This is a genomic window from Oerskovia enterophila (assembly GCF_044748475.1).
Taxonomy (GTDB): domain Bacteria; phylum Actinomycetota; class Actinomycetes; order Actinomycetales; family Cellulomonadaceae; genus Oerskovia; species Oerskovia enterophila.
The window spans coordinates 358066-373412 of record NZ_JBIVFZ010000004.1 but is presented as its reverse complement, the minus strand read 5'-3'; the positions used below and the strand labels follow the sequence as shown (position 1 = coordinate 373412).

The following is a 15347-nucleotide window of genomic DNA, read 5'->3' as shown; positions in this document are numbered from 1 at the left end:
CCGCACGAGGCGCCCGGGCGGACTCCGCCCGGGCGCCTCGTCGTCTACCTGCCCGACGCCGCCGGTTCCGCCGCGTCGTCGGGCGAGCCCCCGCCGTCGGGCAGGGAGGGCAGCACGCCAGAGGGCCGCGCGCCCGTCCCGGAGGACACGGTGCCCGACGGCGCCGCTCCCGTCCCGGAGACCGTCCCGCCAGCCGCGTCGGGGACCTCGCCCGGGCTTCCCGGCGTCGCGCGCAGCGCGGTGAGCACCACGAGCGGCACGGCCGCGACCAGGGCGATCATCGCGATCCGGACCCCGAAGTCGTTGACGAGCGAGCCGCTCACGCACATGACCCAGATCGCGAGGATCGCGGGCCGGAAGAGGGGCCACCCGGCCTCGGACCGTGCGAACCAGGCCGGCGTGAAGCGGCGCGGCGCGAACAGCACGAGCGCGAACCAGACCAGCACCACGAGCGTGATCCACACCGGGACCCCGCCCAGCACCGAGCGGGCCGCGTACCCGGCCTTGCGCCAGAGCATCTCCCACGCGTCGCCGTCGACCACCTGACCCACGAAGCGCCCAAGGTGCGAGCGCGCGGCAGGCGGTCGAAGCCAGTCGAGCACGCCGATCGCCGCGACGACCCCCACGCCGGCCAGGCCGATCGTGAAGAACCGCCGGAACGTCAGGCGCGCGCCCGACGTCGCGAGCAGCAGGATCGCGAAGGTCGGGACGAGGACCAGCCCGCCGCCGAGGTCGGCCCCGAGCGTGGGCCAGACGTCGACGGCCATCGCGACCACGCCGACGACCCCGACCACGAGCGTCGCCGTGCGCCGTCGCCCACGGAGCACGAGCCACTGTGCGACCCCGGCCGCGGCGAGGACCCCCGCGACCGCGTACACCGAGAACGTCGGGTTGCCGAACCCGTAGAAGCGCGCCCCGAACGTCGGCGCCGAGCCGAGCGGGCTCGCTCGGTTGAACGGGGTGCCCAGCAGTGCGTCGAGCGTCAGCACCGCGAACGTGATGCCCGCGACCAGGGCGGGGCCCGCCCAGACGGGGCGTCGAGGAGCGAGCGCCCCGAGCCCGGCGACCACGACGGTCGAGCCGATCGACACGGCGACGGCCGCGAGCATCGGGTTCTCGAACCGCCACCACGACGTCATCGACGACACGAACGCCGCGGCGGGCAAGGACGCGAGGACCAGCGCCGCTCCCTCGGCGACCCGCCGCCCGATCCGCCAGCCCCGCGAGTCCTTGCGGCGGGCGACGGGCGCCAGCAGCAGGCAGCCGGCCGCGAGGACCAGGCCCGCGTACCCCGCGTAGTCGACGAAGTACGGGTAGATCTGCCGCCGGACCTGGTCACGTGATGTCAGGTCTGCCAGGGCGTCGGCCGCCGACGCAGCGTCGACGGGTCGGGGCGAGCCGTAGGTCATGATCGACGTGTCGATCCCTGCCGGGACCTCGACGCCCAGGGCGCCCAGGATCGTCGGGGGCACGTCGAGCAGACGGACGATCCCGTCGGAGCGGGTCGCCGAGCTCGTGAGGAACCGGGGCTGGTCGGACTCGATCGAGGCCGAGGACCGGACCATGGTCACGCCCAGCGCAGGGCGGGCGCCTGGGTTGTTGACGACGTCGACCACGAGGACCGTCGCCGAGTCCGGCACGGCGTCCAGGACCCGGCCGACCGTCGCGTCGACGCCGGCGACGAGCCCGGGCCGCTCGGCGCGATACCGGGCCGAGCGCTCGGCCGGCGTCTCGCCCGGGATCGTCTCCAGCGCTGCCGGGGTCGCGTCTCCCGCGTCGATCACGGTCAGCGCGCAGCCGAACGTGTCGTTGACCGGGGCCAGGGCGGCGGGCAGGTCCTGGTAGCGCGCGACCGTCCCGTCGCGGTCCGCGAGGGCGAGCGCCGCGCGCGGCCCGACGGCCGTCGCGCAGACGCCCGCGTCCGAGATCGCCTGGCCCAGGGTGCCGAGCTCGACGGTCCGGGACTGCGCGTCCACCATGTCCTGCCATCCCTCGACCTGGACCGAGGTCGCGGGGGTCGCCACGCGCGACGACGCGACCGTGTCGACGGGCTCGTCCGTCGAGGTCGTCGTCCCGTCGGCCGCGACCGTGGTGACAGGGGCGCACGACGTCGTGCCGTCGTCGAGCAGGAGCGGGTCGTGGCGCACGTACTGCCCTGACGAGAGCGCGAGCCACCCCGACGCAGGGCACCGGCTCGCGGCCCCCGTGGGGAGCGAGTCGCCCGCGGCGCCCGCCCCCTCGGTGAGGAGCGTGCGGAGCTCGGGGGCCGTCCCGGACGAGACGTCGGGCCAGCGCAGTCCGGACGTGCCGATCACGACGAGGCTCTCGCCCTCGGGTGCGACGGGTGCGCCCGTGCCGCGACGGACCTCGTCGCCCGCGACGGCGGCGCCGCTCGTCGGCACGACGGCCGCGGCGAGCAGGAGCGAGAGGAGCAGGCCGCCGCCCACCGCGAGGATCGTGGTGGGCATGCGGCGGACCGTGCCCGAGTCGGTCGAGAGCCCCGCGATGCGCGGCGCGCGCGTCCTCGGGGAGGCCGCCGCGGATGCTGCGACGGGGACCGCGGTGGGGACCGCCGTGGCGACGGCTGCGATCGACGACTCCGAGAGGAACGAGGCCACGACGGTCGCGATCGCCACGACGACGAACATGACCGCGATGATGACGCCCGAGTCGTTGAGGACCGACCCGATCCCGGCGGCGACCACGAGCGAGACCACGAGGGACCGGAGCTGGGGCCAGGCGCGGTACGCGGCAGCGACCTCGGGCAGGCGGCAGACGTCGGGGCGAAGGGCCGCGAAGGCCGTGGCCACGACGGCCACGGTCGCGAGGACTCCGGGCACGCTCGCGACCGTCGCCCAGGCGCCTGAGGCCTTGGTCGCGATCATGCTCAGCGCGTCCCCGTCGAGGAACCGCTGGACGAACCCGCCCAGGTGGGAGCTGGTCCCCGGGATCGCCCAGTCGACGACCGACACGACCACGACCACGCCGATCGTCGCGGCCGCGACCGCGAGGATCCGCCGCACGGTGATGCGCACCTGGGCGACCAGCAGGGCGAGGATCGCGAACGCGGGGATCAGGGCGAGGATCCCGCCGAAGTCGGCACCGAACGCGGGCCAGCCGTCGACGACCGTCGTGACGATCCCGACGCCGACGACCACCGCGATGCCCGCCCGTCGCCTCCCGTGCGCCGCGAGCTGGGACGCGATGCTCCCGGCGAGCAGGAGCGCGGCGGCGCCGTAGACCGCGAACGTCATGTTGTTGAAGCCGTAGAAGCGCGCCCCGAGCACGGGGGCCGGGCCCAGGAGCGACCCCTGCTGGAGCGTCGTCCCCGTCAGTCCGTCGACCGTCAGGACGAGCCACGTGACTCCCGAGACCGCCGCCGCGAGGCGCCACGGGCTGCGCGGCAGGACCCGGCTCACGAACCACGCGACGAGGGCGACCACGACGGTCGCCACGCTCACCGAGAGGATGAGCGCGAACGTCGGCGCGGGGGAGACCCACCACCGGGCGAGGGTGCTGAGCGACGACGCGGCCGGCGCGGAGGCGACCAGGAGCAGGACGGCCGACAGGACCCGGCGACCTCGGGGGCTCGGGGGGAGCGGCGTCGTCGGGCCGGAGGGAGATCCGGCCGCGCGCCGCTCGGCCGCCCGACGCGACCACAGCGTGGCCCCGACCGCGATCACGAGCGAACCGATGAGCAGCCCCACGAACGCCGGCATGAGGTTCGGGGCGGTGTCCGACAGGACACCGAGGTAGCGACGGTTCTCGACCGTGCGCGAGATGCTCATGCGACGGTCGTCACCCGACTCGAGCGGGGCGCCGCCCTCGAACGCGGCGGTGCTGATCCCGGCGTCGGCCGCGAGCGTCGCGGTGAGGTCCGTGAGCTGGACGAGTCCCTTGAAGCGCGTCGACTCGGACTGGAGCCAGCCGTGCTCCGAGCCTGAGGCCGTCCAGTCCACGACGACCTGCAGACCGGGCTTGGCGCCCGGGGTGTCGGCGATCCCCGCCACGAGGACGCGCGAGTCGCGCGGCAGGTCCGAGGTCAGGCGCTCGAGGACCCGGTCGAGCTCGCGCAGCGCCTCGGTCCGCTCGGGCGAGGACTCGGGCAGCTCGCCCTGGTCGATCACGACCGTGTCGCACGCCGCGAGCTCGTCCTGCGAGAGGGCGTCGAGCGTCGGGACGTAGCGGGAGACCGCGCCCGTCGAGTCCGCGAGCGTGATCGCTCCCCCCGGCCCGACCGCGGTGCTGCACACGCCCGCCGCCGCGAGCTCGGTGCCGAGCGCGCCCGGCCCGCGGGGCACCACCGCGCCCGTCTCGGGGTCGACCGTGGTGTCGGTCGGCTCCTCGACCAGGTCCTCGGGCCCGGTCGTGAGCGTGGCCCACCCCGGCACCGACGACGAGCCCACGCCCGTCCCCGCGTCGAGCGTGGGCAGGGGCTCGCAGTCGATCGTGGGCGAGATCTCCGCGGGGTCAGCCGGGTCCTCCGAGGGGACCGGCTCGACGGCCGGGGGAGCGCTCGACTCTCGCTGGCCCGCGGACAGCGTGAGCCACGCGTCGAGCGGGCACGTGACCGGGCCGGCGCCCGTGCGGACGTTGATCGACCCGACCGAGCTCGACCCGATCATGCTCCACAGGTGCGGGACCGTCGTCGGGTTGACGTCCGTCCAGCGCAACCCGGCGACGCCGACCAGGACGGTCGGGCCCTCGGGCGAGGAATCGGTAGGGGCCTCGGTGGAGGCCGGCGACGAGGTCGCGGTAGCGGCCGCGGCGGGCAGCGCCGGGGCGACGAGCGCGCCGATCGCGAGGAGCAGCGCGGCGAACCCCCGACGACTGGTGCGACGAGGGGTCTGTGCGGGGGCCGGATTCGTCACCGGTCCAGCCTACGGGGGGTCACGTCGGCGGCCCGTCGGCGAGGCTGCGCGGCCACAGATCCTCCACGAGGTCGGCGCAGGGCGGGCGGAAGTGGCTCAGGTGGTCGGGCGGTCCGGCTCGTCGCCGTCGGGCCCGTCCGAGGCCGCACCGGTGCTCGCCTCGAGCGACACCGTCCTCGTGGGGGTCACCAGTGCCTCGTCCGGAGCGTCGGCCTTCGCCGGTGCCGGCCCTGCAGCCGGGGGCGCCCCCGACGTGTCGCCCGACAGGTAGCGCAGCCACCCCGCGTCCGGGTCGCCCTCGATGACGAGCGCCCTCGTGAGCAGCGTGAGCGGGATCGCGAGGATCGCGCCCAGCGGGCCGATCACGAGCGTCCAGAACACGACCGAGAAGAAGCTCAGCGTGAGGCTCAGGTTGACCGCGTCGGCCACGAACTTGGGCTGCACGAGCACCTGCAGGACCACGTTGACCACGCAGTAGACCGCGACCACCCCGAGCGCGAGCGGCCAGCCGCCCACGACGAGCGCCATGACGGTCGGGGGGACCACGCCGAGCACGAACCCGATGTTCGGGATGAAGTTGGTGACGAACGCGAGGATCGCCCAGACGGCGGGCGCCGGGACCCCCATCCACCACAGGGCCAGGCCGTCGACCACGGCCACGACCGCACCGAACGTGGCGTTGACGACGAAGTAGCGGCGGACGCCCGAGTTGTAGGACGTGATCCGGGCGAGCGTCGCGGGGCGCGTCGCCCCGAAGCGGGCGTGGGCGTCCTGGTAGCGACCGGAGTCGGCAGCCATGAAGATCACGTACGCGAGCACGAAGAAGAAGGCCGTGAGCACGGTCATGGCCGTCCCGCCGACCGTGGCTGCGAGGCCCGCGATCGTGCTCGGGTCGAGCCACGACGACACCGCGTCCGCGACCTGCCCCTCGACGCCGAACGACTCGAGCCACGACGTGATCTGGTTGACGGTCTTGGCGAGGTCGTCGAGGTACTGGCCCACGAGGTTCGCGAACTGCACACCGGCGAACGCGAGCAGCGCCGCGAGCGCGCCGAGGATCAGGTAGGCGACCACGATCATCCCGGTCGTCGCGGCCCACCGCGGCCAGCCGCGCCGCTCGAGCGGCCCGCGGACGGGCTGCACGATGATCACGACGACCGCCGCGAGAGCGAGCGGGCCGAACAGACCGCGCGCGAAGTACACCCCGGCGAGCACGACCACCCCGGCGGCCAGGCTGATCAGGGTCCGGGTCGACGGCGCCAGGCCACGGTGCGGAGCGACGTCCTGCGGTGCGGTCATCTAAGGGGTGCTCCTCGGTGGTGAAGGTCGGTGCGTCAGGTCGAATGATGCCCGCAGGTCAGGCCGTGCGCACGACCAGCCCGCCCGGCTCGACCCAGGCCTCGAGCTCGACGGCCCGCCCCAGGAGGTCGCCGTCGACCTGCGCCTGCTCGCCGCCCTCGACCCGGACGCGGACGCGCTTGGCCCGCGCGTGGTCGATCCGGCCGATCTTCGCGGGCAGGTCGTTGGTCACGCCGAAGCCCTGCATGACGACGTCGCCGAAGAGCTGGGCCCAGCCCACGACCCCGCCCCGGGTGTCGATCGCGGCGATGTCGAGGATGCCGTCGTCGAGCACCGCGTCGGGCAGCAGCGTGATGCCGCCGGGCAGCTTGCCGCAGTTGCCGACCATGAGGGTCCGCAGCTTGGCCTGGACGGGCGGTGCGTCGTCGAGCTGGATCTGGGCGCGCAGGCGGCGGCCGTGCAGGTGCCGGATCCCCGCGACGAAGTACGCGACCCAGCCCACCTTGGCCTTGAGGGTCGCGTCGGCGTCGGCGACCATCGCGGCGTCGAAACCGAGCCCCGCGATGACGAGGAAGATGTGCGCGGTCTCGGTGTCCCGGCCCGCGAGCGTGCCCTCGGGCTGCTCGTCCGAGGCGGCCGAGGGGTCGGAGCCGGCGGCCGGGCCGCCGTCCCCGTCGCCTGAGGCATCCGCGCCCGTGGCGCCGGTCCGCGCGGGGCTGCGCGCGCCGTCGTCGGGCTCCGCGTACTCCAGGACGCGCGCCCAGCCGACGTCGATGACGCGGTCCGCGCCCGCGACGACGATGCGCAGCGCCTCCTCGGGGTCCGTGATGGGCAGGTCGAGGTTGCGGGCGAGCAGGTTGCCCGTGCCGATGGGGATGAGACCCATGGGCGTGCCCGTACCGACCATGGCCTCGGCGACGGCCCGGACGGTCCCGTCGCCGCCGACCGCGACCACGATGTCGGCGCCGCGCGCGAGGGCCTCGCGGGTCTGCCCGACGCCCGGGTCCTCGATCGTCGTCTCGAACCACAGGGGCTCGGGGAGGTCGGCCTCGGCGCACACCAGGCGGACCGTGCGCTCGAGGTTCGCGGCAGCGGGCTTGGACGGGTTGGCGACGAACGCGATGAGCTGGCCCGCGTCGTCGGGCGGCTCGGCGGCGACCACGGGCGGGTCGAGGCGTCGTCGGCGTCGTTGCTGGGACCAGACGGTCATCGCGACCGTGAGCGCGACGGCGGAGATGGCGACCGCCGCGACTCCCAACCACATTTCCCAACCCATGTCGGACACGGTAGCGCTCGGGGTGCCGAGGGAGACGGTCGTGCCCGCCGAAGGTGACCAACCCGACGGCGGGTCCCGGTCGTGCTCAGCGGCCGACCGATCCCCGCTCCCACGCTGCCCACAGCCGCGCGTACGGGCCGCCGGTCGCCCGCAGCTCGTCGTGCGTCCCCGACTCCACGACCCGTCCGGCGTCCATGACCACGACCCGGTCGGCCGCCGCGGCCTGGCTCAGCCGGTGCGCGATCACGACCGCGGTCCGCCCCGACAGCGCGGCCCGGGCCGCCCGGTCGAGCGTCGCGGCGCCGTCGGTCCCGACCTCGGCCGTGGCCTCGTCGAGCACCACGACCGCAGGGTCCAGGAGCAGGATCCGTGCGAGCGCGAGCTGCTGGGCACGGTCCGGCGACAGGTCGAGGCCGCCCGCACCCACGGCGGTCGCGAGGCCCTCGGGCAGGTCAGCGACCCAGCCCGCCTCGACCGCGTCGAGGGCCGCGTGGAGCTCGGCGTCGCTCGCGCGGGGCGCGGCGAGCCGCAGGTCCTCGGCGAGGGTCCCGCTGAAGACGTGGACCTCCTGGCTCACCATGGCCGCGTCGGGCCGAGGCGCGGGCGGCCCGTCGGCGGAGGCCCGACGGCGTCGCCCCGGTGCCGCGCCCAGGACCTGCACGGCGCCGCGCGTCGGGCGGTGGATGCCCATCGCGAGCTTCGCGACCGACGTCTTGCCGGCCCCGGACGCCCCGACGAGCGCGACGTGCTCGCCCTCGGCGACCTCGAGGTCCACGCCCGTGAGGACCTCGCGCCCGGGGGAGTAGGCGAAGCTCACGTCCCGGAGCACGACGGCGGAGCGCGGCTCCCGGACCTCGGCGGCGCTCGCGGGACGGTCGCCCTCGGCGGGAGCCCGGTCACCTTCGGCAGGAACCCCGTCCCCCTCGGCGGGCCGTGCGGTCGCCGTCGTCACGCCCACGAGACGCGCGAGACCGGCCCCGGCCTTCTGGATCTCGTCGAACTCGCCCAGGACCATCCCGATCGGCCCGAACAGCCGGTGGAAGTACAGTGCCGCGGCCGTCGCGGCGCCCACCGTCACGGCGTCGCCCGAGACGAGCCAGAACCCGACCGCGAGGACGGCCCCGAGCCCGATGAGCTCGGCGATGTTGAGCCGGTTGTAGAACCGGGTCAGCAGCGCGATCCCCGTCAGCGACAGGTCGATGGCCCGGATCGAGGACTGCGCCACGAGGGCCTCGTGCCGCTCGCCGTGCCCCAGCGTCGTGACGGTCGTGGCCCCCGCGACGGTCTCGATGACCTGCTCGGTGCGCTGGGCCTCGGCGACCCGCACCTCGCGGTAGACGGGACCCGAGCGGCGCAGGAACCAGCGCAGCGACACGACCTGCAGGGGAGCCGCCGCGACCGCGGCGAGCGCGAAGCGCCAGTCGAGGGCCCCGAGCCCCACGAGCGTCAGGGCGATCGTGAACACGGCCGACGTGACGGCGGGCAGGACGCCCGAGATCGCCTCGCTCACGGCGTCGACGTCCCCCGAGACGCGCGCGACGACGTCGCCGACGCCCGCCTGCTCGACCTGTTCGAGCGGCAGGTCGAGCGCGCTCGCGAGGACGTCCTCGCGCAGGTCCGCGAGCGCGCCCTCGCAGATCCGGGCGAGCAGGGTCTGTCCCAGGTAGCCGAGGATCGCGCTCAGCACGCCCGCCCCGAGGAGCAGCAGGCCGAAGCGCACGAGCTCGGAGGTCTGGCCGCCCTCGACGACGACGTTGACCATGACCCCGAGCAGCGCCGGGGTCGCGAGTCCCGCGACCGAGCCCGCCAGCAGCACCGCGACGGTCGCGGCGAAGAGCCAGCGGCGTCTCGTGAGCATGCGCCACAGCGCGGCGTTGGTCGCAGCCGTCGTGGCGACGGGCAGGATGGCCCGCGCGGGGACGGCGGGGGCATCCGGAGCGCCTGGGGCGCCCGGGAGGGCGGGGGCAGCCGGCGTGGCCGGCCCCGCCGGGTCGGCGGTCACGACGTCGCCGCTCACGAGGCCACCAGCTCACGGTCGGACCCGGCCGGGACGGCGGCGACCGCCGTGACGACCTCGTCGCACACGGCCAGGAGCGTCGGGCTCGAGGTCACCAGCACGAGGGCGCGCTCGGGGAAGCCGCGCAGCGCGGCGGCGATCCGGGCCTCGGTCACGCTGTCGACCGCGGTCGTGGGGTCGTGCAGCACGAGCACGGGCTCGGGCCGGTGCAGCGCTCGGCCCAGGACGAGCCGTTGGCGCTGCCCGCCGGACAGGTGCTGGCCGCGGCCGACCAGCGAGGTGTCGAGGCCCTCGGCGAGGTGCCCGAGCACCTCTCCAGTCCCTGAGGCGTCGAGCGCGCGCTCGTCGAGGGGTCCGTCGGGCGCGAGGTTCTCGCGCACGGTCGTGCTGAACAGCGAGGCCTCGTGCCGGGCCGCGAACACGAGCGCACGCCCGGTCGACGGGTCGAGCGTGGCGAGGTCGGTCCCGTTCACGACGACGGCTCCGGGTGGGGCGGGTGCGCGGCACCCGAGGACGTCGACGAGCCGGCCGGCGTCGCCGCCGTCGGGCACCACGATGCCCACGACCTGGCCCACCCGGGCCGTGACGCGAGGCACGACGGAGCTGCCGAAGGCGCCCGCGATCGTCACGGTCGCTGCCCCCTCGACGCGCGCCGCGGCGCGTGCGACGGCCCCGTCCACAGGGCTGTGGACGGTCGGCTCGCCGAGCAGGAGCAGCAGACGGCGCGCGGAGGCGCGCTTCTGCGCGAGCTCGACGCCCAGGAAGCCTGTCCGGGACATGGGTTCCTGGACGAACTGCGCGAGGCCGACGACGGCCACGAGCTCGCCCACGGTGATCTGCCCGGCGAGCGCCATGCGGCCGGCGAAGAGCGCGACCGCCGCGAGGAAGACGACCGAGAGCACGGTGCTCACGGCCTGGTACGCGGCCCGGGAACGCACGGCGCGCAGTGCGGCACCGAGCGAGTCGCGGCTCGCGCGCCGGTAGCGGTCGGCCGCGGCCTCCTCGGCGCCCAGGCCCTTGAGGACGCGCAGGCCCGTGACGAGGTCGGTCGCGAGGCCGCCGGCGCGCGCCGCGGCCTCCTGCTCGGTCTCGCTGCGGGCCTCGAGCGGCACCGAGAGCCGGTGCATCACGAGCAGCATCACGGGGGTCGCGACGAGGACCGCGATCCCGAGCGGCACCGAGACGAGCAGGAGGCTCACGGCGGTCGTGCCGATCGCGGCGAGCGCGCCGAGCTGACCCGTGACGAGCCACGAGATCCCCGCGACGCGGTTGGTGTCGGAGGACGCGATGGTCAGGGTCTCGCCCGCGGCGCGCCGCCGGGCCATGCCGAGCGGGTCCAGCACGCGCGCGACCGTGAGCTGGCGCAGGTCGTGCGCCGCGAACGAGAAGGCGCGCACGGTCGAGCGCATGCCGATCCGCCACGCCATGGTCAGGACGACGAAGACGGCGGCGAGCACGGCGAGCCACAGGCCGAGCGCGGCGCCGTCGCGCGGCACGATCGCGCGGTCCACGACCACGCCGATCAGCACGGGCACGAGCGCCTCGGTGACCTGGTGGAGCATGAAGCCGCCCGCGCCCACGGTCAGCAGGAGCCAGCGCCGGTTGCCGGCGAGCACGAGGCGGAAGATCCCGCCGACGGTCGTCGGCACGGCGACGCCGTTCCCGCGGGCGGGGCGTGGTCGCCGGTCCGGGCGTGCAGGACGGCGGAGACGGGGAGGCATGCTTGCTAAGGTAATGCTTACCTTGCTGTGCCGATGTGGGATAGCCTGCCGGATCATGTCGCTCATCGGCCAGGCGCCTCCCTCCGTCCCGTTCGTCCCGATCGCCATGCCCGACGATGCCTGCCCCGCGGCTGCCCAGCAGGCCGAGGATGCCGCGATCGTGGCCGCGGCCCGCGAGGTCCGGTCGGTCTCGACGTCCCACTTCCCGCCCAGCACGCCGGGTCTGTGGCCCGTGCACGTGCACGCGTTCCACGAGCTCCTGTGGGGCACGCAGGGCGTGCTCACGGTCGAGACCGAGCACGGCTTCTTCGCGGTCCCGCCGACGATCGGGCTGTGGATCCCGGCGGGCGTCGCGCACGCGGTCCAGACCGCGGGCGGCACGGGGTTCTACTGCACCTACGTCGACGCGGACCTGTCGGTGCCGTCGACCGAGGGGGCGGCCGAGCGGCACGCCGAGCGGCCCGCGCGGCCGGCGCGGCCAGCGCGGCCAGGGGCGCCCGTCCCCGCTGCCCCCGCGGAGGGCGCATTCGTCGCCGTCCTCGACCGCGCGCACCGCACGACCGCGGTCGCGGTCCCTCCGGCGGCGCGCGAGCTCATGGTCCACCTGTTCAGGAACGACATGGACCCCGCGGCCCGACGGCGCAGCGAGCGTGTCGTGGTCGACCTCCTGTCTCCCGTGGACGTCACGCCCATGGTGCTGCCCATGCCCTCGGACGCGCGCCTCGAGTCGGTCGCCCGACGTCTGCTCGACGACCCGGCTGACACGCGTTCCCTCGAGGCGTGGGCGCGCGAGGTGTCGGTGAGCGTGCGCAACTTCTCGCGCCTGTTCCATCGCGAGACGGGCATGACGTTCGCGCAGTGGCGCATCCACGCGCGGGTCCGGGTCGCGATCGGGCTGCTCGCGGGCGGCATGCCCGTCGGGACCGTGAGCCGCCGGGTGGGCTACCGGACGCCGAGCGCGTTCGTGCAGTCCTTCCGCAGGGTCCTCGGCCACACCCCGGGCTGGTACGTCGCGTCGGTCAAGGCCGATGCGGAACATCCCCTGGCCTCTGGCAGCGACGATCGGCCATCTGCCGCGCTCCCGACGTGGTTAGGGTAGGGATACCTAACTGCCTCTGACGGGGACCGTCGCGTCGCCGTCGTCTGCCCGGGAGACCTCGTGACCCTCGTCCTGACCGCCCGCCCCGACACCCCTGTGGACGCGACGTCCACCCCGGTCGGCGACGACCAGTGGCAACGGGTCGTCGCCGCGATCACGCGCCGTGACTTCCTCGTCGGCGCCGGGGCGCTCACGGTCGCGGGGCTCCTCGCGGCGTGCGGCGACGGGTCGGGCCAGGCGGCGGGCACACCTGCCGCGGGCGGCGAGACCATGCCGTTCGAGCACGACGGCTACCGCACGGACCTGCCCCTGCACCCCGAGCGGGTCGTGGTCCTGGAGGCCCGGGCGGGCCTCGAGTTCGCGCTCCTCGCCGGGCTGCCGATCGTGGCCACCGAGTGGTCCGACGAGAGCCACCTCATGGCGCACCTGCCCGCGGGGGTCGAGCGCCTGGGTGGGTCCAACATCGAGCCCAACGCCGAGTCGATCCTGTCCCACTCGCCCGACATGCTCGTGGTCGGCGCGGGGTGGTGGAACTACTACCAGGAGAACGAGCTGCTGGCCGAGGGCATCGCGCCCGTCCTCGTCGTCGGTGACGACGACCCCGACTGGAAGGCGTCGCTGCGCCGCCAGCTCGCCGCGTTCGGGCGCGAGCAGCAGGCGATCGAGGCGATCGACGCCTACGACGCCACGGTCGCCGACGTCTCGGCCGAGATCGCCCCGCTCGTGACCGGCCGCAAGGTCGTCATCGCGGGTGCCGACGAGGAGGGCTTCTGGATCCAGGAGCCCGACAGCTTCTGCTCGGGCATCGCCCGCGACGTCGGCATGGACCTCGTGCTCCCGGCCGCCGGGCAGAGCAACGGCTCTGTCCAGCGGTTCTCGTTCGAGAACCTCGACCTCTTCCACGACGCCGACCTGGTCGTCCTCCAGAACCCCGACGACCCGGCGGCGTCCAACCCCGCGTGGCTCGCCGTGCCCGCCGTCCAGGCGGGCCGCGTGGCCGAGCTCCGCTACGACCGCAACTTCGGGCTCGCCCTGACGGCCCAGGTCTTCGCCGAGGACCTGCGCGAGGCCGCGCGCCTGCTCTGACCTCGGCGCCGAGGGCGCCCGGCGCCCACGGCCCTCCACGCCCGCGACCGCGGGCTCCCACGACAGCTCCGTCCTCGCCGCGACCCCGCGGCCACCCGAACCAGGAAGTCCCATGACCACACGCACCACCCGCCGGTCCACCCTGCTCGCGACCGCCTCGGCCGCCACGCTCGCCCTGCTCCTGGGCGCGTGCGCGTCGGGGACCGACGCCGGGGACAGCGGCGGCACGAGCGGCGCCGACACGAACGATGCCGGGACCCGCACGGTCCAGAGCGCGTTCGGCGAGACCACGATCCCGGCCGACCCGCAGGCCGCGCTCGGGGTGTACACGACCGACCTCGACATGCTCATCACCCTGGGCATCCCGCTCGCGGGGTCGCAGCCCATCCGCTCGCAGGGGTACACGACCTTCCCGTCGTTCTTCGACCAGGACGCGCTCGCGGGCATCAAGTCGTTCGAGAACTTCCCCGAGTACAACTACGAGGAGATCCTCGCGGCCCAGCCGGACGTGATCCTCAACGGTCTGGGCTACGACGACGAGCTCGTGACCAAGCTCCCCGACATCGCCCCGACCTACAGCTTCAACGGGTTCGACGGCCGCGACTGGCGCGAGAGCTTCGCCGAGGTCGCGGAGGCGTTCGACAGGGTCGAGGAGCACGACGCCTGGACCGCGAGGTACCAGGCCAAGGTCGACGACGTGAAGGCCCGCCTCGCCGAGGCCGGCATCGACCCGGTCGTCGCCCCCGTGGGCTACGGCGACGGGGAGATCATCGTGTCCTGCTACGGCACGCCCTGCCTGGTCTTCAAGGACCTGGGCCTGAAGATCTCGCCGCTCGTCGAGCCCGAGGAGGGCACGACGCTCGGCACCGAGCAGCTCGAGCAGCTCGCGGGCATCGACTGGGCCTTCACCTCGACCGCGCCGGACGAGAAGACGGGCGAGCTCGACGACCCGTTCGCCGAGCTCGCGGGCAACGGCCTGTGGGCCGCGCTGCCGTTCGTCACGAACCAGAACGTCGCGGTCCACGACCTCGAGATGGTCTACGGGTCGCCCAGCGGCCAGTACGCGTTCCTCGAGGTCGTCGAGAAGGCGCTGCTGCCGTGATGCGCATCCACCGGGCCGAGGTCGTGGCGGTCGAGCGCCTGACCCCGGGCATGATCCGGGTCACGCTGGGCGGCGAGGGGCTCGCGGACTTCGAGTCGACGGGCGTGGGCGACGAGTACCTGCGCGTCTTCCTGCCCACGCCGGGCGAGGCCGAACCCGTCCTGCCGTTCGCGACCGAGGACTCGTGGGACTACCCCGAGGGCGTCCAGGCGTCACCCATGCGGACCTACACGGTCCGCGCGGTGCCCGCGCCGGGCCTGGTCGTGATCGACTTCGTCGTGCACGACGGGGGAGTCGCCGCGACCTGGGCCCAGCAGGCGACGCCGGGCGACGTCGTCGGGCTGAGCTCCCCCCGCGGGCTGTACGACCCGCCCGCGGACCTCGCGTGGCAGATCCTCCTCGCGGACGCGACGGGCCTGCCCGCGGTCGGCCGGCTGATCGAGCAGGCCCCGGCGGGCGTGCGCACGCGCGTCGTCGTCGAGGTCCCCGACGCGGGTCACCGCCAGTCCTTCCCCGTGAACCCCGACGTCGACATCGCGTGGGTCTACGGCGGCAACGGCCACGGCCCGTGCCGGCTCGAGGAGATCCTGCGGAGCATCGACCTGCCCGACGGCGTCGGGTACGTCTGGTTCGCGGGCGAGACCAAGGTGCTGCGCGCCGTCCGCAAGTACCTGCGCCACGAGCGCGGGCTGCCCGTCACGGCCTACAAGACCATCGGGTACTGGACCGCGGGGGCCGAGGAGTGGGAGGAGCGCTGGGAGAACCTCGACCCGAGCGTCAAGGCGTGGATCGACTCCCTGTGGGCCGACGAGGAGCGTGACGAGGAAGAGATCACCGACGCGTACTTCGACAAGCTCGAGTCGTTGGGGCTGTGAG

At 74.6% G+C, this 15347-nt stretch carries 9 protein-coding genes; 4 read left to right on the top strand and 5 right to left on the bottom strand.

What is annotated here, in order from left to right:
- Positions 1-44 precede the first annotated feature (44 nt).
- The 5 genes from ACIPWA_RS14620 to ACIPWA_RS14600 all read right to left on the bottom strand — a co-directional run bounded on the left by ACIPWA_RS14620 (position 45) and on the right by ACIPWA_RS14600 (position 11184).
- Positions 45-4871 carry an alkaline phosphatase family protein gene (locus ACIPWA_RS14620; protein WP_056652830.1) on the bottom strand — a complete coding sequence of 1609 codons (4827 nt, stop codon included), beginning with the start codon at positions 4869-4871 and terminating at the stop codon, positions 45-47.
- Between the two features lie 96 nt (positions 4872-4967).
- Complete coding sequence (locus ACIPWA_RS14615) at positions 4968-6170, bottom strand: AI-2E family transporter (protein ID WP_400291208.1); 1203 nt, start codon at positions 6168-6170, stop codon at positions 4968-4970.
- 58 nt (positions 6171-6228) lie between these two features.
- Positions 6229-7446: a diacylglycerol/lipid kinase family protein gene (locus tag ACIPWA_RS14610; RefSeq protein ID WP_056764762.1), complete on the bottom strand. Its 1218-nt coding sequence runs from the start codon at positions 7444-7446 to the stop codon at positions 6229-6231.
- Between the two features lie 85 nt (positions 7447-7531).
- Positions 7532-9463 (bottom strand): ABC transporter ATP-binding protein, encoded by a 1932-nt coding sequence (locus tag ACIPWA_RS14605; RefSeq protein WP_400291207.1) that lies wholly within the window; start codon positions 9461-9463, stop codon positions 7532-7534.
- Positions 9460-11184 carry an ABC transporter transmembrane domain-containing protein gene (locus ACIPWA_RS14600; protein WP_400291206.1) on the bottom strand — a complete coding sequence of 575 codons (1725 nt, stop codon included), beginning with the start codon at positions 11182-11184 and terminating at the stop codon, positions 9460-9462. Before ACIPWA_RS14600 ends, ACIPWA_RS14605 begins: the two co-directional genes overlap by 4 nt.
- A gap of 55 nt (positions 11185-11239) precedes the next feature.
- On the opposite strand from ACIPWA_RS14600, the gene ACIPWA_RS14595 reads away from it, so the two are divergent.
- The 4 genes from ACIPWA_RS14595 (at position 11240) to ACIPWA_RS14580 (ending at position 15346) form a co-directional block, all read left to right on the top strand.
- Positions 11240-12283 carry a helix-turn-helix domain-containing protein gene (locus tag ACIPWA_RS14595; protein WP_235535464.1) on the top strand — a complete coding sequence of 348 codons (1044 nt, stop codon included), beginning with the start codon at positions 11240-11242 and terminating at the stop codon, positions 12281-12283.
- A 60-nt stretch (positions 12284-12343) separates the two neighbouring features.
- On the top strand, positions 12344-13369 hold the full coding sequence (locus ACIPWA_RS14590; protein ID WP_056652825.1) for an ABC transporter substrate-binding protein: 1026 nt from the start codon (positions 12344-12346) through the stop codon (positions 13367-13369).
- A gap of 112 nt (positions 13370-13481) precedes the next feature.
- On the top strand, positions 13482-14471 hold the full coding sequence (locus ACIPWA_RS14585; RefSeq protein ID WP_056652821.1) for an ABC transporter substrate-binding protein: 990 nt from the start codon (positions 13482-13484) through the stop codon (positions 14469-14471).
- A complete protein-coding gene (locus tag ACIPWA_RS14580; protein ID WP_400291618.1) occupies positions 14471-15346 on the top strand; it encodes a siderophore-interacting protein in 876 nt (291 codons plus the stop codon). The genes ACIPWA_RS14585 and ACIPWA_RS14580 overlap by 1 nt, the downstream gene beginning before the upstream one ends.
- Position 15347: the final 1 nt, after the last annotated feature.